Below are 26128 nucleotides of genomic sequence, written 5' to 3' on the forward strand. Positions count from 1 at the left end.
ATAATTATTATCACTTATAAGTATAAAGAAGAAGATGTCTGACGTCAATGATTAATTGAAAAAGATTCTCATTCACAAAGGCCACTTTTTTATTCGAGGCGTTCTTTTTTCACATTCAAGACTGAAGGCGACCTGACTTTATACACATTCTCCCTCACCTCTTATTGTTAAAACGTCCCTAACATCATTTCGAGCACATCGAGTGGTTTGCACCCAGTTCAATTACGGGTACTAATGAAACAAAGGAGTGAATTACACTATGACAAAATTTCAATTAGGCGACAAAATCCCATCCTTTACTCTTCCAACAGTAACAGGAGAAACGTTTTCTTTTAGCGAACATCAGGACCAGCATCAAAGCTGGCACCTTATCGTGTTCTTCCGAGGACCATGGTGTCCGGTTTGTAAAAGTGAGCTAAACGACCTTGAGGAAAGCAAAGGATTTTTTGAAGGCGAAAACGTCCATTTAATTACGATTTCTAGTGAGAAATTAGACAGCTTAAAGAGCTTTTCAGAAGAAGAAAACTTATCGTTCACGATGCTATCAGATGAGAGCTTAGAAGCAATTAATTCATTTGACGTGTATTACCACGGCGAAGATGCGCCGTATGAGGATCACGGTGCCCACGGAGAACCCGCTTACTTCCTTGTTGATGAAAAAGGAAAACTGCTATATCAGCAGCGCCAAACAGGCCCATTCGGTCGCCCTTCAACAACAGAGCTTCGTAAGATCGTTAAGTACATCAAAAAGAACTTAAAATCAGACTAAGACATTTATTATCGTGCACAAAAGCGCTCATCTCCATTTGGGAGAATGAGCGCTTTTGTTGTGTTGATGATCGAATTTTACACCATCGTTCATTTCCTTCCCTTTTCTTCCTTTATCACGTTTTATTTAAGAGCTCATCAAGGTTTTTCATGTTCATTGCAGAATAGTAAAAAAAGAATTTAAACTATATCAAGCGGAGGATAGTGGAATGATTACAAAAGGCGACATCGTTAAGCAAACGATAAGCTCGTTAAAGAAAAGGCTAAGTGAAAACGATAATATACTACAAATTCAAGCTAATAGCGGTTATGTGTATAACGCTACGTGTACGTTCAATGCCCCTGCGAGTGATGCAGACATCCATAATTTCGAAAAAGAAACGGGCTATGTGTTGCCAAGTGACTACAAAGAGTTCTTAAAACTGGCGAACGGTTGCCGATTATTTGACGATGTGAATTATGGAGGAGAAGCGATATTTTACAGTTTAGACATGATTAGGCAAGCTATTGATAAGAATTGTAATGACGAGGGATTTGAAGCTCACTACGAAATAGCCTATATCTATCAAGACAATATCGTCATCAATTCTAAGCTCGTTTCACAGCAGAAAGCGAATTATTTGTTTTGGAAAGACCATATCGATCAGCTGAAAGATTCCGAGCCTTTACGTATGAACTTTGAGCTATGGCTAGACCGGTTTATTATGTGTCAGGGAGAAAAGTTTTGGTGGTGGCCGATTCACACGGCTAGCAATTATTATGACCTTTAAAACAAAAAAGCCCTCAACGCCTACAGCGTCAAGGGCTATTCTTATTAATACATGCTCATGTATTGGTCGCGTTCCCAAGGGTGAACTTGTGTGCGGAACATATCCCACTCGATTTCTTTTGCTTCTAAGAAATGTTCTGTGATGTGCTCGCCAAGTGCACCAACCATTACTTCGTTCTTTTTGAACTCTACTAATGCTTGAGCAAGTGTAGCTGGTAAATCAACGATTCCTTCAGCTTCGCGCTCTTCTTTCGACATTACATAGATGTTGCGGTCGATTGGTTTTGGAGCTTCCAATTTGTTTTTGATTCCGTCAAGACCAGCAGCAAGTAGAACAGCCATTGCTAAGTAAGGGTTAGCAGCTGGGTCTACGCTACGTACTTCAACACGTGTACTTACGCCGCGAGAAGCTGGGATACGGATTAATGGGCTACGGTTACGTGCAGACCATGCTACGTAACAAGGAGCTTCGTATCCTGGTACTAGACGTTTGTAAGAGTTAACTGTTGGGTTTGTAACAGCTGTGAAGCTAGTTGCGTTTTTCACGATACCAGCGATGAACTGACGTGCCGTTTCACTTAACTCTAACTCACCTTTTGTATCGTAGAATGCGTTAACGCCTTCTTTGAATAAAGAAAGGTTACAGTGCATTCCAGATCCATTTACACCGAATAATGGTTTTGGCATGAACGTTGCATGAAGACCATGCTTACGAGCGATTGTTTTAACCACTAATTTAAATGTTTGAATATCGTCACAAGCTTTTAGAGCACTTGCATATTTAAAGTCGATCTCATGTTGACCAGGAGCTACCTCATGGTGAGATGCTTCAATTTCAAAGCCCATTTCTTCTAGCTCAAGAACGATGTCACGACGGCAGTTTTCGCCAAGGTCAGTAGGGGCAAGGTCGAAATAACCACCTTTGTCGTTAAGTTCTAATGTAGGTTCACCTTTTTCATCAAGCTTGAATAAGAAAAATTCTGGCTCAGGCCCAAGGTTAAAGTCTGTGAATCCTAGTTCTTCCATCTCTTTTAAAACACGTTTTAAGTTGTTGCGTGGATCTCCATCAAATGGTGTTCCGTCTGGATTGTAAATGTCACAGATGAAACGAGCTACTTTTCCTTTTTCTGGCGTCCAAGGGAAAATAACGAATGTATCAAGATCTGGATATAAGTACATATCAGATTCTTCGATACGAACGAAACCTTCGATTGAAGAGCCGTCAAACATCATTTTGTTGTCTAACGCTTTTTCTAATTGGCTTACTGGAATTTCAACGTTTTTAATTGTCCCTAAAATATCCGTAAACTGTAGTCGAATATACTTTACGTTCTCTTCTTGTACTTTTGATACGATATCTTCTTTTGTAAATTTTGCCATCATGAATCCTCCCCTAAACATAAATAGAAAAGTATATATAAGCTACTTCTTTAGTGAAGCACGCAAATACCTAAAACGAAATGTTCTTAATGAAAGAAACGCGACATGTCACCTTGATTAAGCGCTGCACGATTAAAACGTCCGGCTTGCATCAATTCCGTGCGAAGAATTTTACGCAGCTCTTCGTCTGAAAGATCCGGTTTTTTTACGGTTACAGGCTCGTTTGGCGTATGCTTTGTTTCATTCTCTTTTACTTTAAAAAGTTCTTTAATTCCTGCAAGGTTCACGCCTTGTTCAATCAAATCACGAATTTCTAATAGTTTATCAATATCGTTGAATGAATAAAGACGTCTTTTTCCTTCTGTTCGAGCAGGTGTTACTAGATCATGTTCTTCGTAATAACGGATTTGACGAGCGGACAACTCTGTTAACTGCATCACAATGCTAATTGGAAACAGTGGAGTATTACGTCGAATGTTGTCACTCATATCTCGCTCCTCCTTTTCTTAACACATTTTTATTGTATGCTATGTTAGTTTATCTGTCAACTAAATGTTAGTTTTTCTTACATGAAATTAAAATAGGACCTCAAACCGTTGATATGACAGTAGCTGAGGGTTACTGCCTTACCAAACTGAGCGAGGTAAAATGGGCACAATGACGTCCACATTTGGAAAAAAAGCACGTCATGCCATACATCCAACCTTCTTAAAACCACCTTGTAGGGGCGAAGCGGATGAAAAATAAATGGGGAGAATTTATTTTTATTATGACATAAAAGCCTCTTCTACACACTATTTATCAAATGGTAATAAAGTTCTTCTCAACGAGGTCATTAATCGCCCAGCATACGGCAACTTTGACGTGTGAATACGTTAATCCACCTTGTACGTAAGCGATATAAGGTGGTCGGATCGGACCGTCTGCCGTTAGCTCTAAGCTTGCACCTTGAATAAAGGTACCTGCTGCCATGATCACATCGTCTTCATAACCTGGCATATAGTTTGGATACGGCGTCACGTGCGAGTTAATTGGTGAAGCATATTGAATTGCCTGGCAGAACGCGACCATTAATTTTGGATCATCGAACTGCACTGACTGAATTAAGTCCGTTCTTGTGCTATTCCACTTTGGCTCAGTTTTCATGCCGAGTTTTTCAAGCATCGCAGACGTAAAGACCGCTCCTTTTAACGCTTGACCAACAACGTGAGGCGCTAAGAAAAAGCCTTGGTACATTTCAAGTAGGCTGTACAATGATGCTCCTGCTTCTGCTCCAATTCCAGGAGTTGTCATACGGTATGAGCACGCTTCTACAAGATCCTTACGTCCCGCTACATAGCCGCCAATTTTCGCTAGGCCACCACCAGGGTTTTTAATAAGTGACCCTGCAATGAGATCCGCTCCGACATGACTCGGTTCTTGTAGCTCCACAAACTCACCGTAGCAGTTATCAACGAACACGACGATCTCTGGGTTAATTCCTTTGACAAAGTCGATCATTTCCTTAATTTCAGCAACCGTAAAGGACGGACGAACGCCGTAGCCCTTTGAACGCTGAATCCCGACCATCTTCGTTTTTTCTGAAATAGTCGCTTTTACAGCGTCAAAGTCTACCTGTCCTGCTGCTGTTAAATCAACAGTTTGATAGCCGATGTGAAATTCTTTTAGCGATCCGACGCCAGAACCGCGAATGCCGACAATTTCTTCAAGCGTATCATATGGTTTACCTGTAATATAGACAAGCTCGTCTCCAGGGCGCAGTACGCCAAACAGAGCAATGCTAATGGCATGAGTACCCGAGATGATTTGTGGACGAACGATACAGGCTTCCGTTCCAAATACATCTGCATATACGGTCTCAAGCGTATCTCTTCCCATGTCATCGTATCCGTATCCCGTTGATGGAATAAAGTGCGCGTCACTGACACGATTTTTACGGAAGCTTTCTAATACGCGGTATTGATTCGTTTCAATGTTACGATCGATCTGTTCGTGGATCGGTCGGATTTGTTTTTCTACTTCTTCTACAAGTGGTGCTAATTTCTGTCCGTGTTGCAATTGTTCTAGCATGTTGTAATTCCTTTCTTACTCGTTCTCACTGTTTTTTTCGACGTGAATCGGATGATGCTGCGGCGCATATCCCGCGCATTCATACATATCCGTTTCTTCGTTAAAGGTCATTTTTTCAACAATCGTATCGCGCTTCAACGAGGCAAGAAGCTTACCTTCACTCGGTGATACGTGCAGTTCGTAGTACTTCATTTCTTCTCTTACATAGCGCTCGATCGTTTCAAGAAGTTCGTTTACGTCTTCTTTTACAAATGCGCTCACGTTGATAGAGCGGTTCGTATGCGGCACGAAGTCTGCAAGCTGTAGATCTTTTTTATTGTAAACCGTCAGCATCGGAATGCCTGATACATCTAGTTCTTTTAGCAGGTCATGAACCGTTTGCTCGTGGTTGTAGTAATCTGGATTACTCGAATCAACGACGTGTAAAATTAAGTCCGCTTCCTGTACCTCTTCAAGCGTTGAGCGGAATGCTGCAACGAGTGTTGTCGGCAAGTCTTGAATGAATCCTACCGTATCCGTAATGAGCGCTTGAAAGCCGGACGGTAACGCGAGACGTCTTGTCGTCGGATCAAGCGTTGCGAACAGCTGATTCTCTTCGTAAATACCGGCTTCAGTCATGCGGTTAAATAACGTGGATTTCCCAGCGTTCGTATAACCAACAATCGCAATTTGTAGCGCCTGATTCCGTTTGCGGCGCTCGCGATAGCGGTTACGGTGCTCAACGACTGTTTTAAGCTGTTGCTTAATGTCGTCAATTTTGCGGCGGATGTGACGACGGTCGCTCTCAAGCTTCGTCTCACCCGGTCCCCTCGTACCAATTCCTCCACCGAGTCGTGATAATGATGCACCTTGACCAACTAACCGTGGAAGCAGGTATTCTAACTGAGCTAGTTCAACCTGGAGCTTCCCTTCTTTCGTTTGAGCACGCTGTGCGAAAATGTCTAGAATAAGCTGTGTGCGGTCAATGACTCTAGCGTCTAGCTGTGCAGACAGATTGCGGATTTGGCTCGGGGATAGTTCATCGTTAAAGATAATAAGATCCGGCTCTAGCTCTTCTTCAAGCTGAACAAGCTCTTCTACCTTTCCCTTTCCAATGTATGTGGCTGAGTGAACACGATCTCTTTTTTGCGTAACGGAGACCATGACCTTTCCGTTGGCCGTTTCTGTTAGAGAGACGAGTTCATCCATGGAATATTGAAAGCGGTCGTCATCTTCTGTTTGTAGCTGACAACCGACTAAAATAACCTTTTCTTGTTCATTCTTCATTTCAATGGTCAATGAGCGTTCCTTCCTTTACGAACGAAATTAGTAAAAATCATTCTTATTCTAACAGAAAACCGTTCATATCTCTAGCAAGATAGCGCTTTCTTACAACATTTCATCTTTTATGTGAAAGTTTAAAAAAAGGATTGAAATTTCTCCGCTCCCTTCCTACAATAGGATAGGATTGTAAATTATTGACGAAAGAGGAAATGCAACGATGACATGGGAAGTATTAAGTATCATTGGAACCATTGCCTTTGCGATAAGCGGGGCCATTATTGGAATGGAAGAAAAATACGATATTTTAGGCGTTTACATATTAGGAATCGTCACGGCGTTTGGTGGTGGTGCCATACGAAACCTGTTAATCGGGGTTCCTGTATCCGCACTGTGGGACCAAAGCATTCTCTTCTATATCGCTTTTTTAGCGATGACGGCGGTGTTCGTGTTTCCACATAACCTGCTTCGTCACTGGAAGCGTTGGGGGAATTTCTTTGATGCCATCGGTTTGTCCGCGTTTGCGATTCAAGGCGCGCTCTATGCAGTCAAAATGGATCATCCGCTCAGCGCGGTCATTGTCGCAGCTGTTCTCACAGGGAGCGGCGGTGGAATGCTTCGTGATGTCCTTGCAGGACGAAAGCCAACCGTATTAAAAGACGAAATCTATGCCGTATGGGCAATTGTTGCTGGTCTATTAATTGGCTTCAAAGTAATCGTCTCACCCCTTGAACTCTATACGCTATTCTTTGGAATTGTGGTGCTACGCGTTTGTTCGTATATGTATCACTGGCGTTTACCAATTAAATCATTGTAAAAAAGAAAAAAGCTGCCCTGAAAAGGACAGCTTTTTGGTCTTTATGTTTCTTACCATTCTTGGTGAACAGGACGAACGATTAGTTCGTTCACCGCGATATCGCCAGGCTCATCAATCGCAAACGCAATCGCACGTGCAATGCTTTCTACCTCGATCGCTCCTTTGTAGAACTCATCGATTCCTGATTTTAGATCTGTATCTGTAATTGTTTCTTTAAGCTCAGTTGCAATCGCACCCGGTGAGATGTTTGTCGCACGGATGTTGCTGCCGCCTGCAGATTCTTCTAAACGAAGACCTTCAGTGATCGCTTTTACCGCAAACTTGGTTGCGCTGTATACCGCACTTCCAGCACCAACTGCATGACCTGCAACAGATGAAAGGTTAATCACATGACCTGATTTTTGTTCTCTCATCGTTGGAAGAACAGCAGAGATTCCGTATAGTACACCTTTGATGTTTACGTCAATCATTGTGTTCCATTCATCCACTTTTTTGTTACGTAGTAATGATAATGGCATAAGTCCAGCATTATTTACTAGTACATCGATACGCCCAAATTCGTCAAGTGCCGCTTGCGCTAACTCTTCCATTTGAGAATGTGATGTTACATCTACTACTTTATAGATGGCTTGTCCACCGTTCTTTGTAATTTCTTCTTGTAAGGATTTTAAACGTTCCTCACGGCGTGCTGCTAAAACAAGTTTTGCACCTTTTTCAGCTAGATTTTTTGCTGTTGCTTCTCCAATACCACTAGAAGCACCTGTAATAATCACTACTTTATCTTTTGTATTAGACATACTCATCATCGTTCCTTTCTTTTTCGAAACAACCGAAGCTTTTTTCGATGTTTTCACATATTTATTTGCTACACCAATAGACTAATCCCTCAAGTAAACTTGAACGCAAGGATTTTCCAAAAGAAATTTTTATTTCTTTTTCAGCTCTTGTAAAAGAGCGTAAACTCAATGTTTTTGCTTAATTTATTTATTCACAGTCAATATGTACCCCTCCTTTACCTGTTTAAACCTACCTGATAAGTCACCTTTTTTCGCGCTTCTAGTGTTAAACTGCACTTTAACAAACAAAGAAAAAACTCTCCGCCTAAACGAAGAGATTCTCTTGTTTTTAGTTAAAATGAAATATCATCCATAGTCAGCGTCAATAATTCTTCCCGCTGATAGCGATCTTCCATTAATAACCTCATTGCCTGTGCACGAACGGATTTCTCAACGACGTTTCGCACGTACCGACCGTTACTAAAGTCTTTTAAGGAGCGGTTGTATTTGATATCAAGAAAATGCTCCTTCAGCTTGTAATACGCATCCTTACTCAAGCGGTATTCTCGCTCCGCAATCATCTGCTCGGCAATCTCAAGAAGCTCCTCTACCTCATAATCGGGAAAATCAATCACAAAGGGAAATCGCGAGCGAAGACCTGGATTTAGCGTGAGGAAATTCTCCATTTCTTTTGAATACCCCGCCAAGATCAACACGAAATCCTCTCGCTTGGCCTCCATATGATTTACAAGTGTATCAATAGCCTCTTTCCCAAAATCTTTTTCTCCGCCTCTTGAGAGAGAATACGCCTCATCAATGAACAAAATACCGCCCATCGCCTTTTTAATCAGGTCTCTTGTTTTTTGTGCGGTGTGACCGATATATTCACCGACCAAATCCGCTCGTTCCGCTTCGATAAGGTGTCCTTTTGATAATACGTTCATACTGTGAAACAACTTTCCAATCAGACGTGCAACCGTTGTTTTTCCGGTTCCAGGATTTCCTTTAAACATCATGTGAAGCGACTGTTTGCCTGCTTTTAGTCCTTGCTCTTCTCGTTTTTTATTTACATAGAGCCATGCATACACTTCTTTTATAATTTTCTTGAGATCATCCATCCCAACAAGCGATTTTAACTCCGCTTCAATTTCGTTTAATGGCTGGTGATGAATGACCGTTTTCGGCTGTACAACCGGGTTTGGAATCGTCGTGGAAAATTTCTTTGGCTTTGGTTTTACGGGCTCATTGTTCAATATGATATTAATTTGTCCGTTGTTCTTTAAAGTCATGGGTTGATCCAAGGTCGATCACCTCTTGTCTGTTTTCGGTATCCGATGCTTTTTATAAGAAACAAATGTACTCTTCTTATACATAAAAGTGTATGTTGTCTTCTCGAGAAAAAGACGAAAACATCTCGCTTAGACATAAAAAAATCCCGTACGCCATGTACGGGATTTCACCACTCTATTCTAAGTCAACGTTCACGTTCTTATTTGGGATGAACGTTGAAATCGCATGCTTGTAGATAAGCTGCTGCTTGCCTTCTGATTCAACTAATACAGTAAAGTTATCAAAGCCTTTTACTAAGCCTCTTAATTGAAAACCATTTAGTAGGTATACCGTTACGTATACGTTATCTTTACGAAGTTGGTTCAAAAACTGATCTTGAATGTTGATCGACTGTTTCATTATTCGGCCTCCTCATTTCTCTCTAGTACTAGTTATTCGCTTCTTGTTCGAGCTTTCCTGCCACATATGTAAAAATTTCGTCGAACAGTTCCCGCTGTGATGCACCTGTCACATCAAACCATGTAACGGGCATTTTATTGCGGAACCACGTAAGCTGACGCTTCGCATAGCGACGCGAATTCTGCTTTAGCTGTTCAACAGCTTTCTCAAGCGTGACGTGGCCATCTAGGTACTCATAAATTTCTTTGTACCCAATCGCTTGAATGGATTGGACATCTCGGATGCCCCCATCATAAAGACGTTTCACCTCATCTAGCAACCCTTCGTCAACCATCATATCTACTCGCATGTTAATGCGCTCGTATAGTTTATCGCGGTCCATTGTTAAGCCGATTAATGTAACGTCATACAGCAGCTCATACGACTGCTCGCTTACGTTATCACTAAATGGCTTTCCGGTCGCTTCATATACTTCAAGCGCACGCATCACGCGACGATGATTGTTGATATGAATACGCTCGGCGCTAGCTGGATCTACTTCTTTGAGCTTATTATACAGATATTCAATTCCTTTTTCATCTAAAAGGGCTTCCAAACGTTGCTTTATTTCCCTATTTTCTTCCTTCTCAGCAAATTGATAATCATAAATCACTGATTGAATATATAATCCTGTTCCGCCTACAATCATCGGAACCTTTCCTCTGCTCGCAATCTCGCTAATTTTCTCTCTTACAATGGTTTGAAAATCAGCCACGGAGAATGCTTCATCAGGATCTTTAATATCTAATAAATGATGGGGAATTCCCTTCATTTCTTCGCGTTTAATTTTCGCTGTACCAATATCCATTTGACGATAGATTTGCATCGAGTCGCCTGAAATAATTTCTCCGTTGAGCGCTTCTGCTAACGAGATACTCAAATTTGTTTTCCCTACTGCTGTAGGTCCTATTAGTACGACTAGTTTTTGTTTCTCTCCCACTTCTCAACACTACTTTCGCTTTTACATAGCTTGGTACATCTACTCAGTTTGTCCCGTTTCTATGTATTTATTCATCTAAAATGGTTTTGATTTAACATTCATTTTTCTTGTTTATCAGCTACTTAGTTATTCTTCAAGCTCGCAATATCAGCCGCGTATTTACGCTTCATGTTTGAAACCATGGAAATATTAGCAAGAACGCCTACAGACAGCATCAGTAAGATTAACGAAGATCCTCCGTAACTGATGAATGGAAGTGTAACCCCTGTAATCGGAAGTAGTCCAACGGCGGCGCCAAGATTAATCACCGTCTGAATTCCAATCATCGACGAAATTCCAATCGCTAGTAAACTACCAAATGCATCTGGACAGCGCTGAGCGATTCGAAGACCCTTGGCAACGATAAAGAATAGAAGGAATAAAAAGATACATACCCCTACAGTTCCAAGCTCTTCGGAAATAATTGCACTGATAAAATCGGTGTGTGGCTCGGGAAGATAGCCCGTTTTTTGAATGCTGTGACCAAGACCTAGCCCTTTCATTCCCCCTTGCGCAATGGCGATGAAGGAGTTAACGAGCTGATAACCTGAGTGCTGTACATCATCAAACGGATGCATAAACCCTGTAAAACGAGCTAGACGTCCTTTTGATAATAAAAGATCCATATTTCCTGTAATCTGTAGAATTCCTAATATAATCCCTATCATAATCAGCCCTAGCAGCGAAAGCTTCGCTATCGTTTTAAACGATAATCCTGATGAAAAAATGATCGTCATCGCAATGGCGATAATAATCATCGCCGATCCATAGTCTGGCTGCATCATAATCAAAAAGATAATAATGACGAGCATTCCAACAGGCTTCGTAATGGACTTTTTCACTTCATTAATATACTGCTGTTTTCTTGCGAGCATCGCGGCCATGTACATAATAACGCCTAATTTCGCAAACTCAGCGGGCTGCACAGCAATTGGACCAATACGGAACCAGCTCTGGGCATTATTGGCAGCGTGACCGAAAATAAGAATTAAGATCAGACTTCCTATTACCCCAAGCATAACGGTCATCTGAAATCGTTTGTGTGCATAGACTTTGTATGGAAAAAAAGCAAAGATAAAAAAGACCACTACTGATAGGATTAAGAAAATCTTTTGCTTTTGATAAAAGAAATCACTTGCCTTTCCATAGACTGAAACGGCTACGACCATACTTGAGCTGTATACCATAACAAGCCCAAAACAGCATAATAATAAAACGGCTATTATAAATGCATAATCATAGGACCGCAGCATCTTTTTAAACATCTAATCCCCTCCTGCTTTCTAGGATGCGCTGCTGCTTTTGATAAAAAGAGGGTACAACGTTTTTTTAAGGAACTGCCTGTACACTAGCTTTTTCGTAAAGAAGCAATTTTCATCGGTGTCATATTCAAAAATTTATTGGGTAATGGTAACCTGTTTAAACCTATCATTTCTTTCAGTAATTTTCAATCAAAAACCTACTCTCATGCGTGTTTTCGTACTATTGTATGTTCTCTTTGTCGATGAGAAAGAGTGGTGTATTCGATCGTACCTATGGTAAGCTTGAAAAGAATGTTATTTTATAAGGAGAAAGTTCACTAGAGAGAGAAAGAAAGGAAGTTGCTTTGTGACAAATGACCGAAAATATGCAGCCATTGTCGATGTAGAAACCACCGGCTTAAGCGCTTATAGTTCTGACATTATTGAATTAGCCACCATCCTCTTCTCCTACGATCCAAACACGGGAGAAGTATTTCAAGTTATCGATGAATATTGTGGGTTTCAGATGCCTAGTGCACCGATCAACTCACATATTACAAGACTAACCGGTATTACAAATGAAATGGTTCACAATCAACACCTTGATGATGATAAAATACGAGATATTTTCCGATCCGCTTCAGGTATTATCGCTCACAACGCTTCGTTCGACAGAAGTTTTCTCATTCAGCGCTATCCAGAGCTTGCGGACAAGCCTTGGCACTGCTCGATGCGGTCTGTAAAGTGGAAGGAATACGGATTTTTCAATAAAAAATTAACGACTTTATTAGACGGACACAATATTAGCCGTGAGCATGCTCATCGTGCGCTTGACGACGTGCAGGCAACGCTTGATTTATTGCAAAAGAAAAATCCATCTGGTCAGCCTTACCTCTTTGAAGTGATGAAGCGAAAGATGGGAAAACCCGCTGCTTCTAAACCGAAAGCGAGTTATTCGCGCCGAAGCTAGTAATATAAAAAAATGTGGCTCAAAAAAAGTAAATAGTGTCCATAATGTGGAGAAAAATCGAAACAATCCTTCCATTTATTCACTAAATGATATTAGAGTTCATATTTAGATTAACAGTATACTAAACACAACAAACGCTTGGTTTGAAACCAAGCGTTTTATAATTAATCGTGCTTTAGTCTATCTTTTTCTACACGAATTAGAACTCTGTCATTTCCTGTTGAGCATCCACTTACAATGTATTCAACTTTGGCCTGTTCATTTTCCTTCTTAATTATTTCTGTACAAACAGCTTTTTCAATTGCTTCGTCTTTTCCAGCATACGCATCATTTGAGTTATCATAAGTATATTGAATAGCTTTTCCATCAAATTTCAAGTCTTGGAAAATAGGGTCTCCTTCGTTTGTATAGCCTGTAACTCGTATAGTATCTACTTTTTTTCTGGATATGTTCATTAAGAACTGCTCAAACTTATCTAAATTGGCGACGTCAACCTGATAAACAACGTCTCCTCTTTTAATCGCTTCCTCGTAACTATATGCCCCACTTGAACATCCAAAAGTACCCATTACTATAAAAGGCAAAGTAACTGTTAATAGAATCTTTTTCACTTCTGCCCCCTCCAAATGCATTATCGCCCTTCTCCTACTTTAAGTCTTTCCATTTCCCAAAAATCCACGCTATGCAACATACATTTGGCTGAAAGTAGCCCACCTAATCGCTTTTTGACTTCCTCGTTTATTGTTTGATAATAAGCAAGAGAAGACTCCCAGCTCATGCCTCCAATTAGTCCAATTGTCTTCATTTCACTCTCTCCCCTCGAAAACAGCCAGCCTCGTTAGCAAGGCTGGCTGTTCTTTTATAGGTTTTGATCAAAAAACTCAATCAGCTTTTTATAGGCTGCAATTTCATTTTCCTTCTTGGAGAACCCATGCCCTTCGTCTTCAAACACTAGATAATCAACGTCACGTCCTTTTGCTCGGAGTGCTTCGACAATTTGATCAGACTCTTGTTTGACAACGCGTGGATCGTTTGCTCCTTGCACAACGGCCATTGGCTTTATCATCCCGTCTAAATACGTAATCGGTGAGTCTACTGTTAGGCGTTCCTTGTCTTTAACAGGATCACCTACCCATTGGTTCATGTATGGCTTCCAGAATTCTGGGACCGAGTCAATAAATGAAAACAGATTGCTTGGGCCGAAAATATCAATGACTGCTTTGAAATAGTCAGCGTGACGTCCGTGTAAAAGAAGCGCCATGTAGCCACCATAGCTACCACCTAACAGCAAAATCTTCTCTCGATCTGCGTATCCGTTTTGAATGATCCATTCTAAGCCTTCAATGTTATCGAGGCGTGGACCATGTCCCCAATCACCTTCAACCATTTTCATAAATTTTAGCCCATAATTAGAAGAACCGCGGAAGTTTGGTGCGAAAATAGAGTAGCCTCGGTTTAAAAGCACTTGAAACATCGAACGGAACCATTTACGCTCTAACGACTGCGGACCACCGTGTGGCCACAAAATGACATGTCCGTTATCATTTTCTTGCTTGGTCTTAAAAAAGAGTGCTTCAATATTCAAGCCGTCATAAGATGGATATGTGACGACCTCTGGCTCTACAAGATCTTCTTCACGAACGCCCGGTACGCGTAAATTCGTTAGTTCTTCCCAAGATTCCCCTTGGTTCTTTGAAACGAAGATGTTATTTGGCTTCGTCGCTGATCGACCTTGTGCATAGAGATGACCACTTGGCATCACAAGAAGCTTTTCGACAACGCTTGTCGGTATAGAGACGGTTTTATGCGCTCCTCTTTCTAAATCATATTGATATAATCGATCTTCAACCCCGTACGATCCCAGCAAATAGAGCGTATGATCATGCTTTGAGAAAGAAAGGCTTGAGAAATCTTCATTCTCCACCTCTAACATTTTTTGAAATGATTTGGTGTTTAGATCAAATTTTGCGAGATACGTTAAATCGGATTGATAGTTTGTTAAAAAGTAAATATCTGTTTCAGACGTGTACACAACGTCTGTTGTCGTGTGCTGATCCGTTGTTTCAGGAGTTAATAGGAAACGCTCCCCTCCGTACTGCACATATGCAAGTGAATGGGTATTTCCAAAGCTTTTTAGTAAAATAATTGATGCTTCGTCAGGGCTCACTCCTGCTAAAAAAGTGGAGGCACCTGCGCCTTCAAACAGAAGCGTTTCTTCTTCTGTTTCAAGATCGTACACAAAGCTATTTAAATATGTAGGATTGCCGTCCGTTGTGGAATAATAAAGTCGTTTTCCATCCTCCGTTAAGTGACTGAAGAAAAAACGTTCGCCTTCCTTCGTGCGGAGTGGAACAAGCTGGCCACCACTCGGAGAAAGAGCGTACAGCTGCGTATTTTCATCTCCGTCATGATCAAATGCCGTCACCACGAATTCCCCTGTTTTTGCATAGGACAACGCCTCAGCACTTTGATTTTTTGACGTTAGCGGATACGGAAATGTATTTGGCAAATCCATTCCCCAAAGATTAAATTGCCCGTTTAAATTTGTATTCATAATCAGCTGTTTCTCATCTGGACTTACTGTGAAGTTTGTCACTGCAACCGTTTGAAAAAACTGTTCAACGCCTGGTTTATTAAATGTAACCATTAATAATCCCCCCATCTCTTTCATACGCTTTCATTTTAACATAATAGTAAATATATTCAAAAAATTAAAACAAAAATGCGAGATTGAAACATGATGATGTTCCAACCTCGCATTTACTTTAATATGCTCCCTGTGAATAGGTTAATTCATAGCTGTGCGTATAGATCTCAAAGATGTTTCCAAATGGATCTTCTACGTACACCATTTTATACGGTTTTTCATTCGGATAATATTCACGGATCGGCATGCGCTGTTTTCCTCCGTGTTGCTTAATTTTCTCCACAAGCCCTTCAATATCAGGATCTTGAATACAGAAATGGAAAATCCCTGTCTTCCAATACTCAAAGTTATTGTCTGGCGTTTGATTTTCAGGAAACTCAAACATTTCGATTCCAATTTTGTCTCCTGTTGCTAAATGCGCAATGCGAAACGTATCCCATTCATCTCCGAAAACGTCACGACACATTTGACCGATAGGCGTATCATCATTTTTGACATCAGACGGCTCCATGATGACGTACCATCCAAATACTTCTTTGTAAAAAGCAATGGCTTCCTCTAAATTGGGAACTGAAAGACCAATATGTGAAAAATTCTTTGGATAAGTGAACATAAGTTGTATTCCTCCTTGAAATCTTTTAATGTAATATCTAGCCCGTGTTGTCTAACACAAAACTAAGTATATTTCACGTTTTCGTTTCTTGGAAGAACGCACTTTTTTGTAAGACACTAACCGAAAAGTAAGTATGAAGGGAATGAAAAGGAATGAATCTTCCTGTCAACCAGCATGGTAAGCTGAAATGCTCCATTGAATATACGCTAAACAAAATAGGAAACAAGTGGAAAAGTGTGATTCTGTGGCATTTGGGGGTGGACGGAACACTACGCTATAGCAAATTGCGCAGTCTACTTCCAGGCATTAGTCATAAGGTGATGACGGCGCAGTTAAAAGAGCTAGAACAAGATGGCCTTGTCGAGCGTATTCAATACAACACCGTTCCGCCTAAAGTAGAATATTTGCTTACTGAAAAAGGACAGTCCGTTATGCCAATTCTAGAACTGATGCACGCATGGGGAGTCCAAAACGGCGAGGATTTTTAATAAGCTCGTTTCAATACAAAAAAGAAGGCCTTCACTGTCACGAAGGCCTTCTTTCAATTTATGAAGCTGCTTTTCGAACATATAAGTTATTCGCAATTAAGCTTGCGATGGTAATAATAGCACCAATCAATTCAAAGGTACTGAGGTCGTACCCTCGAATAACGGAAATAATAAAGGTCGTCACAGGGACCATATTCATAAACAAAATGCCGTTAATAGGGGTAATCATACGATTCCCTGTATTCCATACAAAGAACGCTACCACACCTGCGATTAACGCTGTATATAAAATAGCACCCGATACATCTGTGATCATCGAAATCGTTGGAATGTGAAGCCACCCAAACGCGGTTGCTACTACAACGATGATTAAAATGGAGACGGTGCCGTAAATGGACGTCACCGTGCTATAACGAAGCGGCGACCAATGAGGGAAAGAGCTTCCCCCCATTGTATAAATGACAAAGCATAGTGCCCCTGCAAGAATAAGAAAATACGAAAAAATATTCGTATCGCCTGATGAAAGCGTGCTGACGTCTCCTTTTGTAATCACCATGAACACACCAATAAGACCCGTTAGCATAAAAATAACCGTAACAAACTTCGGTACAACTCGCTTCGTAACAAAATTCACAACAACTCCGAGCAGCGGCTGTACAGCCATAATAACCGCAGCAATTACCGCTCCTGATGATCCCGCTAACTTTTGACCGAGAAACACCAACGTACTGAATCCAGTGAATCCCATTGTTCCTAAAAACCATACTCGAAGCAATCTTCCATCGGTTGCAAGCTTTTTGCTTCCTTCTACTCCTACTAAAAGCACAATTAAAACAAGAGTAGCTAATCCATATCGAAATAACGTGAAATTAAATGGATCCATAACCTTCAGGGCATCTCCCATAATTGGGAACATTCCTCCCCAGGATAAGACCGCAATTAAGCACATCAAAATCCCTAATCCATATTTATTTTGTGACACATTCATGTCCTCCTTTTACATTCACTCCGTACCTTTTAAAAAGCCGTGTAGATTTATCATATCGAATCGTGTTATATTTGTAAAAATGAATTATTTGATAGATAAATTCAATAAAAATGAATTAAAGAGAGGAAGCATCATGGATTTTAAATCACTCAACACGTTTAAACTCATTGCAGCAACTGGAAGCTTTCAACGAGCAGCGGAAGAGCTCAACTATGCACAGTCAACCGTTACGATGCAAATCAAAAAACTAGAAGAAGACTTGGGAGTAAAACTGTTTGATCGTGGTAAAAAAATGACGTTAACAGAAGCAGGTCAAGTCTTACTCGAAGAAACGATGCCCCTTCTCTTTCGTGTAGACTCAATTCGGCAGAAGATGATTTCCTTTGAAAAGGGAGAAAGCGGCATGATCAAAATGGGCTCTGTGGAACCAGCCGCTAGCCTGCTTTTATCGTCTGTCATTGTGCCGTTTCTTGAAAGCAGACCTCAAGTACAGTTTGAATTAGAGGTTGGAAACACGGTGAACTTAAGTCAGCGCGTAGCAAAAGGCGAGCTAGACTTTGCCATTGCGTCTACTCCTACTGTTGACGAACATCTATTGTTTACACCTTTATTTGACGAAACGCTTGGCTTACTGCTGCCTGCTACGCATCCGTTAGTTGATAAGCCATCTATTACGATGAACGATTTGCACGGTGAACGGCTCGTATTTCCAGGTCAAAATCAGGCTTGCCGAACAATTATCGAAACGCATCTTATGAAGTATGATCACAGTCCGTACTCAAACATTTCGATTGGAAGTATTGAAACGCTCAAAAAAATGGCGCAAAAAAATTTAGGGATTGCGATCGTTCCTGTCCTTTCATCTGATCCTGATTTAGAAGGAACGGTGCTGCGGAGAATTGACGATATGCGCCTTAGCTATCCCATTGGATTCATTCAGCGTAAGGATCAGTTGTCCGGAACGCTACTTGCTGCATTTCAACAGTCTTTACAGCAAGAATTAATGCGCTGGAAAGATCCTTGGTAACGATGTGTGAAAATAGTGCAGCACAAAAAACCACGCCTCGACGTTGAGGCGTGGTTTTTTACTTTACATCTATTAACGTAAACTTTCCAATAGTTGTCCCAGTACGAACCGTGTTGCCGCTTCGGTCATCTTGTTCCACTTCCTATTCTTGCATGCTAGCTTTATTCTAGCACAGCAGAATGGAAATTAGTGGTTCGATTCACCTGCATACTGATCACGTTTTTTTAACGTAAGCGAAATGACAAATGAAATAACGACAAACACGAGTGCTACGTAATAAACGGCATGAACGCCTCCCGTCATTCCTTCTATTTCGGAGGCGTTTTGATGATTCATTACATACTGCGATACAACGGCCATGATACTCGTATAGAGTGAAGGCCCAATGGCACCTGCGACTTGGTTAAGCGTATTAGAAATAGCCGACCCGTGTGCATTCAATTCCTTCGGCACCTGATTTAATCCAAGCGTTGTAGCAGGTCCAACCGTTAAGCCGACTCCAATTGTAAAGAAGGCATATAAAATCATTGCTTCCCCAGTCGTTGTATCACTAGAAATTGTTGTGAAAAGACCCAGCATGATAAGTAAAAGAATGAGCCCAACGAGCAGCAGCGGCTTAAATCCAATTTTATCAAATAAACGTCCACCAACCATGGCAGTAAGAGCTAACGTAATCCCGCCTGGCAACATTAATACTCCCGTATCTAGCGGAGATAGTCCCGCTCCGTCTTGGAAATAGATCGGTAAAATAAGCATCATTGAAAACTGCACCATCATAATGAAAAACATGACGAGCAGTGATCGTGAAAAAACCGATGAGCGGAATGGCTTCATGCTAATCATCGGATTTTTCATCCTGATCTGTTTACGGACAAATAACAGAAGTGCTGCTACTCCAATCATAAGTGCGATCCAAACAATAGGATTTCCCCATCCTGCTTTTTCACCTGAAACGCTAAATCCATAGACGATTCCGCCAAAGGCAATGGTTGATAAAAGAACCGATGGAAGATGAATGATTGGCTTTGATGTTTCTAACACATTTTTCAGCTTCCACGCAGCAAGGAAGAGAATAAGTATAGCGGCAATAAGAAGACCTAAAAAGATCGTACGCCACGAATAATATTGAATGGTCAGTCCGGATAAAACAGGACCAATAGCGGGTGCAAATAAAACCGCCACTTGATAAATCCCCATCACCGTACCGCGCTTCTCGATCGGCACAATCGTTAGTAGCGTACTCACTACCAACGGAATAACGATTCCCGTTCCGAGCGCCTGAATCATTCGTCCGATGAGAAGAATGGAAAAGACAGGTGTGATAAAAGCCAGGATTGATCCAACAATGTAAAAGCTCATAGCGGCAATAAACAGCTGTCGGATGGTAAAGCGCTCAATAAAAAAAGCCGATACCGGAATGGAAACACCGATAATCAGCATGTATCCTGTTGTAAGCCACTGCGCAGCACTTGTCGTTGTATGAAAATCGCGAATAATGTTTGGCAACGCAACGTTCATGACCGTTTCGCTAATTAAGCATAGAAAGTTTCCCAAAATTAAAATAAACAAAATAACTCTGTTGTCTCTGCTAAGTTTTTCAGTCAAATTACCCCTCCTTCAGTAGATCTTGGTGTATTGTAAAGTGCCGTTCTCATTTGTGATTTATATCACATACCATTATACAAGTGTTCACTTTACCTTTTTTCTCCTAATTTTTCAAGAGGAAATTAGTGTTGCGGATGGCTCACGGGGCCCATATTTCTTTTAGCAGATTCAAGATATAAATAAAACCACTGGTTAACGTGATAACTCCCCCCATAAAAAGAACAGATATAACCGTTGATATTGTATGTTTAACAGCACTCATTGTCCGTACTCCCTTCACTTATAAATAAGTTGTTGGTTTTTATATTATGGGGAAAATCTTAAGAGATCATGAGGAATAATCTTAACAATTCTTAACGATCGAAAACTAACGATGTGTGTGCATAAAAAAAGAGAAAGACAGATGTGTCTTTCCCTTTTTTGTACTTTCTATAACCTCTACATAATCCGCTTAAACATCTTCTCCATCTCGTACGTCGAGTAGTGAATAATGATCGGACGTCCGTGTGGACATGTAAAGGGATCACTTGTTTTACGTAATGTTTCTAAAAGAACGAAGATCTCATCATTGCGTAGATGATGATTGGCTTTAATGGACGCTTTACAGCTCATCATAATGGCCGCTTCTTCTCGTAGCTTTAAGATGCTAATTTTCTTTTGCTTTAGCACCTGCTCAATCATTTCTTCAATGATTTTTTGTTCGTCTCCTTTTGGGAACCACTGGGGATGCGAACGAACGATGTAGCTATTTTGACCGAACGGCTCTAAAAACACCCCAACGCTCGCAAGCTCCTCGCGTGATTCCTCAATAAGCAAGCATTCGTTCGTTGAAAAATCAAGCGTAATCGGCAGCAGAAGCTCCTGTACTTCCGTTTCCACTTCCGCAAGTTTGTCACGGAAATACTCATATTTAATGCGCTCCTGTGCCGCATGCTGATCGATCATATACAGCCCTTTTTCATTTTGCGCAAAAATGTACGTTCCGTGCATTTGACCAACGGGGTACATCGCAGGTACCCGCGTATCTCCCTCTGGCACTTCTTTTTCTTCAAAATCACGAATGGCATCTTCAATCGGATCAACGGGCTCAGGCGTAGGAGGCTCTGGTACAGACGGAGCTGAAAACGGCTGGTCGTTCCATTCTTTTTGCTCATTCTCTTCTATGAGTGAAGAAAGTACGGCGTCTTGCTCTGCTTGAAAGCGTTCATTCGATTCTTTTAAAAATCGGTCCTCTTGGACAGACTCCTCACGCTCTGTCCTCACCGGACGCGGTGGTTCGTGACGATGATCAAACGAAAACTGCTGTTGCTCATCGACAGGCTTCACGCGTGGTGCTGAATAAGTAGCGGATTCCACCTCTGGAATTAAGCGCTGCTTTTTAAAGGACGCTTTAATCGTTTGTTCAACCAGTTCAAACAGCTCCGCCTCTTTACTTAAACGCACTTCAAGCTTCGCCGGATGAACGTTCACATCGACAAGAAGTGGGTCCATTTGAATGTTTAACAAGACGATCGGATAACGACCAATCGGTAGCAGCGTGTGATAGCCTTGTTGAATAGCTTTTGCGAGCCCATAGTTTTTCACATAGCGACCGTTAATGATCGTCGACATGTAGTTACGAGACGCACGCGTGACTTCTGGCAATGAAATATAGCCCGTTACCTCGTAATCTAGTGACTCAATGGAAATAGGAATCATTTTTTTCGCGATGGCCATTCCATAGATCGCGGCCATAACTTGTCGTACGTCGCCTTTTCCGTTTGTGTATAGAAGCTGTCTTCCTTGATGCGTAAGCTTGAAGGAAACGTCAGGATGAGCGAGGGCTAAACGATTCATCACGTCAGTCACGTTCCCAAGCTCGGTATTGACTGTCTTCATATACTTTAAGCGAGCTGGCGTATTAAAAAATAAATTCTCAATTGTCAAATCTGTCCCTTTTCGGCTCGACGTATATTCATGAATGAGAATTTCTCCGCCCTTAAGCTTTAAGTGAGTACCAGGCTCTTCACCTGTACTCGTCTTCAGCTCCAGTTCAGAAACAGAGGCAATACTCGGGAGTGCCTCTCCTCGAAAGCCGAGCGTACGAATGCGAAACAGATCGTTTTCTGTTTTGATTTTACTCGTCGCGTGACGGCGGAAAGCTGTGAGACAGTCATCGTTCTCAATACCGTCTCCGTTGTCTAACACGCGAATGCGTGACAATCCGCCCTCATCTACTTCTACTTCAATAACCGTACTGTTTGCGTCGATGGCATTTTCCACAAGTTCCTTCACGACAGAGGCAGGTCTCTCAACCACTTCCCCTGCCGCTATTTTATTTGATAAATCATCGGCTAACTGGACAATTTTCCCCATCGACTCACCTCACATTCTTTACGATTTTTTCTTCATTGTTTTTTGCAGCTCATACAATGTATTTAAAGCTTCAAGCGGCGTCATATCTAAAATATCAAGCCCTTTTAACTTATCTAAAATTTGCTTTTCCTTGCCTTTCAGCGGAGCATCATTTTTCTTTGCATCGGTAAAGAACGATAGCTGCTGATCATCAGAAGATGGGACAGGCGCGACCTCTTCTGTTTGTTCTACCTTCACAGGCTCTTCTTTTACAACAGCCGGACGCTCTTCTTCGTGTTTCACCGCAAGAACAGGATTCGCCACTTCACCAGGCTGCTCTAAGTCGTGTAAAATCACACGAGCTCGTTCAATTAGCGGTTTCGGAAGGTCCGCAAGCTCTGCCACGTGAATACCGTAACTCTTATCTGCTGCTCCTTCTTTAATTTTATGAAGGAACACAAGCTTACCGCTTTGTTCAATTGCGCTAACGTGGACGTTGTGCACCCCTGGCAGATGCTGATCCATCGACGTCATTTCGTGATAGTGGGTCGAGAACAGCGTTTTCGCACCGATATGCTCATGAATGTATTCGATAATCGCCTGTGCAAGCGCCATTCCATCATACGTAGACGTTCCGCGACCAATTTCATCTAATAAAATTAAGCTTGACTGTGTTGCATTCGTAACGGCATTTTTCGTCTCAAGCATCTCGACCATGAACGTACTTTGACCAGAGATTAAATCATCCGCTGCGCCAATACGTGTAAACACTTGGTCAAAAATCGGTAACGTTGCTTCATCTGCTGGAACGAAACAGCCAATTTGAGCAAGAATGGACGTTAACGCTACTTGGCGCATGTACGTACTTTTACCGGACATATTTGGTCCTGTAATAAGAAGAATAGAACGATCATCTGACATACGGCAATCGTTCGGCACGTATTCTTGTGAATTCATTACTTTCTCAACGACCGGGTGACGTCCGTTTGTAAGCTTAATCTCACCTTGATCTGAAAAGCTTGGACGTGTATAATGGCGCTCTTCACTAATTTTCGCAAAGCATTGAAGCACGTCAAGCTCGCTAATGATTTTCGCTAGCGCCTGTAAGCGTGGAATGTACGTACGAACTTCCTCACGAAGCTGAATGAACAAATCATATTCAAGCTGCACAATTTTTTCTTCGGCTTCTAAAATGAGCGCTTCTTTTTCCTTTAGCTCGGGCGTAATATAGCGTTCCGCGTTCGTGAGCGTTTGCTTGCGTTCATACATCCCTTCAGGAAGCAGATGTAAATTCGCCTTCGTTACTTCAATATAGTAGCCGAATACTTTGTTGTAGCCGACTTTTAATGAACGAATTCCTGTTCGTTCACGCTCCTGCTTTTCAAGAGCGGCAATCCATGTTTTTCCGTTACGACTCGCATCACGATACACATCAAGCTGCTCGTGATAGCCATCTTTCATGATGTTTCCTTCTTTGATTGAGATCGGCGCTTCTTCTTTTAATCCTCGATCTAGAAGGTTCGTTAATCGTTCACACGGATCAATTTGGTCCACTAGTTTTTCAGCATAAGGATGGTTTAAACGGTTTACCACCTCAACGATTCCAGGAACGCGCTCTAGAGAACGTTTTAGCTGAATTAAATCTCTTGCATTCACATTTCCAAACGCCACTCGACCTGCTAAACGCTCAAGGTCATACACTTCTTTTAACAATTCACGAAGCTCTTCGCGTTCAAAGAACTGATTAATGAACGTCATCACCATGTCCAAGCGGCTTTCAATCGCTTCTTTGCTTAAAAGCGGTCGGTCAATCCACTGTTTCAGCATACGCCCACCCATAGCCGTTACCGTTTGGTCAAGTAACCATAAAAGCGATCCTTTACGCCCTTTTGAGCGAATCGTTTCCGTCAGCTCTAGATTGCGCTTTGAAAACAAATCAATTTTCATAAATTGATTGATTTGATAAAGCTGCACAGGCTGAAGGTGATCAAGGGAACGTTTTTGCGTCCCGCCTAAGTAGTGCGCAAGTCTCGCAAATGTTGTAATGAGTTTTTCCTGCTGTAGATCCTGTACAAGTGGCTCATATTCCTCGTGAAGCTCCTCACTCACCTGATGGGAAACGGTAATGGGTCTACGTTCCTGCATTTCGTTCATCTTCTCAAGTGAAAAATCAGGATCAATTACAATTTCCTTTGATTCACGCGCATAGACCTCTGCGATCACTTCCTGCCAAGACGAGATCAGCGTCACGTGACTTTCTCCTGTTGATAAATCCGTAAACGCTAATCCGTATGTACCATCCTCAAAGTTTGTTACAGAGCTAATAAAATTGTTTTCCTTTTCTTCAAGACCCGTTTGATCCATAAGCGTACCTGGTGAAATGACTTGCACCACTTCACGCTTTACGACTCCTTTTGCCGTGCGCGGATCTTCGACTTGTTCACAAATTGCTACCTTATATCCTTTTTCCACAAGACGATCAATGTAGTTTTGAGCGGAATGATACGGAACACCGCACATCGGAATGCGCTCATTGCCGCCTCCTTCTCGACCTGTAAGCGTAATTTCAAGTTCTTGAGAGGCCTTTAGCGCATCCTCAAAAAACATCTCATAAAAATCCCCTAATCGAAAAAATACAAAAGCATCTTGATAGTCTGATTTAATTTGTAAATATTGCTGCATCATCGGCGTATATCCTGCCATGTTCATCCTCCATCTTGCATGTAATATCTATTTTTTCATTTCCTGTATCTGTCTAAAGGTTAGGACATAGTCAAGGAGGCACCTGATCGATGCCTCCTCACCTTCTTTGTTTTCACTATTATAACATTGTTTGCGCATTTGTTCATGACTGACAATTTTCCTTTTTACGCAAAAAAACTAGGAAGAATTTCTTCCTAGTTCTCTCTTATTCTTCATCTCCTAAGATAAAGTCTGGATTCAAATCCTCAAACTCATCGTCGTCGACGTCTAAGTCAAACTCATTTTCATCAATGCAACCTTCTGGATTAACGGCTACACATACTTTTGTTTCTCCAATGACTTCTGCTAAAAGCTCTCTTTCTACCTGAACAATAACGCGGTTTCCATTCGGTGAAATGGTTGCTTCTAAGCAGTTTGGCTGTTGAAGAACGCGGACAATCACTTCACAATCCTCACCTGTTGCATCATCATCTTTGTAACGAAGCTTGATAATGTCTCGATACGACACCTTCTCCGTTACAACTTCTGTTTTCGTGTTATCGTTATACGAATACCAAATGTTAATATCATACGTGCCGTCAACCTCAACCGTATTGCCTACCTTTTTGGCATCATACTCGTGGTTAATGACCCAGCACCCTAAAATGCTTGTCGGCCGATTTGGCGGGGTAATCGTATGAGACGATTGCGTAAATTTACGCCCTTTTCCTATTACTGCTTTCGTAATAATTTCTCTATAGTGTTGTTGTGACATGCGCGCAAACCCTCCTCAAACTCTCTTCATTTAATCCTATGCAGGTTGTATCACTCGCTTGCAAACTATTTGTAAAAACTATCCGCTGTTTTCCTCCAGGATCACTTCACAGGGAAGTTAAATATTATCTGAATGAGTCTTGAAAAACAGCTTAGCTGACATAAAGCTGCTATGATTCATTGTATGCACGCATGCCCAAGAATTTGCCATT

At 41.5% G+C, this 26128-nt stretch carries 24 protein-coding genes; 6 read left to right on the forward strand and 18 right to left on the reverse strand.

The features are described from left to right. Positions 1 to 259: 259 nt before the first annotated feature. Positions 260 to 769: a peroxiredoxin family protein gene (locus IE339_RS16595; protein ID WP_242169344.1), complete on the forward strand. Its 510-nt coding sequence runs from the start codon at positions 260 to 262 to the stop codon at positions 767 to 769. Positions 770 to 977: 208 nt separating this feature from the next. Next, positions 978 to 1538 carry an SMI1/KNR4 family protein gene (locus IE339_RS16600; protein WP_242169346.1) on the forward strand — a complete coding sequence of 187 codons (561 nt, stop codon included), beginning with the start codon at positions 978 to 980 and terminating at the stop codon, positions 1536 to 1538. Positions 1539 to 1582: 44 nt separating this feature from the next. Here IE339_RS16600 and glnA read toward each other — a convergent pair whose 3' ends face one another. The 4 genes from glnA to hflX form a co-directional block, all read right to left on the reverse strand. Continuing rightward, positions 1583 to 2917: a type I glutamate--ammonia ligase gene (glnA, locus tag IE339_RS16605; RefSeq protein WP_053401602.1), complete on the reverse strand. Its 1335-nt coding sequence runs from the start codon at positions 2915 to 2917 to the stop codon at positions 1583 to 1585. 86 nt (positions 2918 to 3003) lie between these two features. Beyond that, positions 3004 to 3405: a MerR family transcriptional regulator gene (locus tag IE339_RS16610; protein ID WP_242169348.1), complete on the reverse strand. Its 402-nt coding sequence runs from the start codon at positions 3403 to 3405 to the stop codon at positions 3004 to 3006. A 313-nt stretch (positions 3406 to 3718) separates the two neighbouring features. Beyond that, positions 3719 to 4987 (reverse strand): methionine gamma-lyase family protein, encoded by a 1269-nt coding sequence (locus tag IE339_RS16615; protein ID WP_242169350.1) that lies wholly within the window; start codon positions 4985 to 4987, stop codon positions 3719 to 3721. A 15-nt stretch (positions 4988 to 5002) separates the two neighbouring features. Beyond that, positions 5003 to 6253, reverse strand: coding sequence for a GTPase HflX (gene hflX / locus IE339_RS16620; protein ID WP_242176220.1), 1251 nt, complete (start codon positions 6251 to 6253; stop codon positions 5003 to 5005). A gap of 214 nt (positions 6254 to 6467) precedes the next feature. Here hflX and IE339_RS16625 point away from each other — a divergent pair, with 214 nt between their 5' ends. Continuing rightward, the gene (locus tag IE339_RS16625; RefSeq protein ID WP_053401605.1) at positions 6468 to 7064 is read left to right on the forward strand and encodes a trimeric intracellular cation channel family protein; all 597 of its coding nucleotides are present in this window, start codon (positions 6468 to 6470) and stop codon (positions 7062 to 7064) included. A gap of 50 nt (positions 7065 to 7114) precedes the next feature. Here IE339_RS16625 and IE339_RS16630 read toward each other — a convergent pair whose 3' ends face one another. From IE339_RS16630 to IE339_RS16650, 5 genes are all read right to left on the reverse strand, one after another. Further along, on the reverse strand, positions 7115 to 7861 hold the full coding sequence (locus tag IE339_RS16630; RefSeq protein WP_242176221.1) for an SDR family oxidoreductase: 747 nt from the start codon (positions 7859 to 7861) through the stop codon (positions 7115 to 7117). Positions 7862 to 8193: 332 nt separating this feature from the next. Then, a complete protein-coding gene (gene spoVK, locus IE339_RS16635) occupies positions 8194 to 9141 on the reverse strand; it encodes a stage V sporulation protein K (protein WP_242169352.1) in 948 nt (315 codons plus the stop codon). A 163-nt stretch (positions 9142 to 9304) separates the two neighbouring features. Next, complete coding sequence (gene hfq, locus IE339_RS16640) at positions 9305 to 9529, reverse strand: RNA chaperone Hfq (RefSeq protein WP_053401607.1); 225 nt, start codon at positions 9527 to 9529, stop codon at positions 9305 to 9307. A gap of 28 nt (positions 9530 to 9557) precedes the next feature. Further along, complete coding sequence (miaA, locus tag IE339_RS16645) at positions 9558 to 10508, reverse strand: tRNA (adenosine(37)-N6)-dimethylallyltransferase MiaA (RefSeq protein ID WP_242169355.1); 951 nt, start codon at positions 10506 to 10508, stop codon at positions 9558 to 9560. 122 nt (positions 10509 to 10630) lie between these two features. Then, positions 10631 to 11812, reverse strand: coding sequence for an FtsW/RodA/SpoVE family cell cycle protein (locus IE339_RS16650; protein ID WP_242169357.1), 1182 nt, complete (start codon positions 11810 to 11812; stop codon positions 10631 to 10633). Between the two features lie 343 nt (positions 11813 to 12155). On the opposite strand from IE339_RS16650, the gene IE339_RS16655 reads away from it, so the two are divergent. Continuing rightward, positions 12156 to 12758, forward strand: a complete 603-nt coding sequence (locus IE339_RS16655; protein WP_242169359.1) for an exonuclease domain-containing protein — start codon at positions 12156 to 12158, stop codon at positions 12756 to 12758. Positions 12759 to 12922: 164 nt separating this feature from the next. Here IE339_RS16655 and IE339_RS16660 read toward each other — a convergent pair whose 3' ends face one another. From IE339_RS16660 to IE339_RS16675, 4 genes are all read right to left on the reverse strand, one after another. Beyond that, positions 12923 to 13369, reverse strand: coding sequence for a DUF4362 domain-containing protein (locus tag IE339_RS16660; protein WP_242169362.1), 447 nt, complete (start codon positions 13367 to 13369; stop codon positions 12923 to 12925). Between the two features lie 20 nt (positions 13370 to 13389). Next, positions 13390 to 13563, reverse strand: coding sequence for an aspartate/glutamate racemase family protein (locus IE339_RS16665; RefSeq protein ID WP_431522794.1), 174 nt, complete (start codon positions 13561 to 13563; stop codon positions 13390 to 13392). A 54-nt stretch (positions 13564 to 13617) separates the two neighbouring features. Next, positions 13618 to 15405 (reverse strand): S9 family peptidase, encoded by a 1788-nt coding sequence (locus tag IE339_RS16670; protein WP_242169364.1) that lies wholly within the window; start codon positions 15403 to 15405, stop codon positions 13618 to 13620. A gap of 118 nt (positions 15406 to 15523) precedes the next feature. Then, positions 15524 to 16018 (reverse strand): lactoylglutathione lyase family protein, encoded by a 495-nt coding sequence (locus IE339_RS16675; protein WP_242169366.1) that lies wholly within the window; start codon positions 16016 to 16018, stop codon positions 15524 to 15526. A 152-nt stretch (positions 16019 to 16170) separates the two neighbouring features. On the opposite strand from IE339_RS16675, the gene IE339_RS16680 reads away from it, so the two are divergent. After that, a complete protein-coding gene (locus tag IE339_RS16680) occupies positions 16171 to 16506 on the forward strand; it encodes a winged helix-turn-helix transcriptional regulator (RefSeq protein WP_242169368.1) in 336 nt (111 codons plus the stop codon). A 58-nt stretch (positions 16507 to 16564) separates the two neighbouring features. Here IE339_RS16680 and IE339_RS16685 read toward each other — a convergent pair whose 3' ends face one another. Continuing rightward, on the reverse strand, positions 16565 to 17488 hold the full coding sequence (locus IE339_RS16685; protein ID WP_242169371.1) for a DMT family transporter: 924 nt from the start codon (positions 17486 to 17488) through the stop codon (positions 16565 to 16567). 139 nt (positions 17489 to 17627) lie between these two features. On the opposite strand from IE339_RS16685, the gene IE339_RS16690 reads away from it, so the two are divergent. Further along, positions 17628 to 18521, forward strand: coding sequence for a LysR family transcriptional regulator (locus IE339_RS16690; protein WP_242169373.1), 894 nt, complete (start codon positions 17628 to 17630; stop codon positions 18519 to 18521). A 186-nt stretch (positions 18522 to 18707) separates the two neighbouring features. On the opposite strand, the gene IE339_RS16695 is transcribed toward IE339_RS16690, so the two are convergent. The 4 genes from IE339_RS16695 to IE339_RS16710 all read right to left on the reverse strand — a co-directional run bounded on the left by IE339_RS16695 (position 18708) and on the right by IE339_RS16710 (position 25917). Further along, positions 18708 to 20126 (reverse strand): DHA2 family efflux MFS transporter permease subunit, encoded by a 1419-nt coding sequence (locus IE339_RS16695; protein WP_242169375.1) that lies wholly within the window; start codon positions 20124 to 20126, stop codon positions 18708 to 18710. Positions 20127 to 20564: 438 nt separating this feature from the next. Further along, positions 20565 to 22481 carry a DNA mismatch repair endonuclease MutL gene (gene mutL, locus IE339_RS16700; protein WP_242169376.1) on the reverse strand — a complete coding sequence of 639 codons (1917 nt, stop codon included), beginning with the start codon at positions 22479 to 22481 and terminating at the stop codon, positions 20565 to 20567. A gap of 18 nt (positions 22482 to 22499) precedes the next feature. Further along, positions 22500 to 25163, reverse strand: coding sequence for a DNA mismatch repair protein MutS (gene mutS / locus IE339_RS16705; protein WP_242169377.1), 2664 nt, complete (start codon positions 25161 to 25163; stop codon positions 22500 to 22502). A gap of 205 nt (positions 25164 to 25368) precedes the next feature. After that, a complete protein-coding gene (locus IE339_RS16710) occupies positions 25369 to 25917 on the reverse strand; it encodes an outer spore coat protein CotE (RefSeq protein ID WP_053401616.1) in 549 nt (182 codons plus the stop codon). Between the last annotated feature and the right edge of the window lie 211 nt (positions 25918 to 26128).

The organism is Priestia koreensis (genome assembly GCF_022646885.1).
Lineage (GTDB): Bacteria > Bacillota > Bacilli > Bacillales > Bacillaceae_H > Bacillus_AG > Bacillus_AG koreensis_A.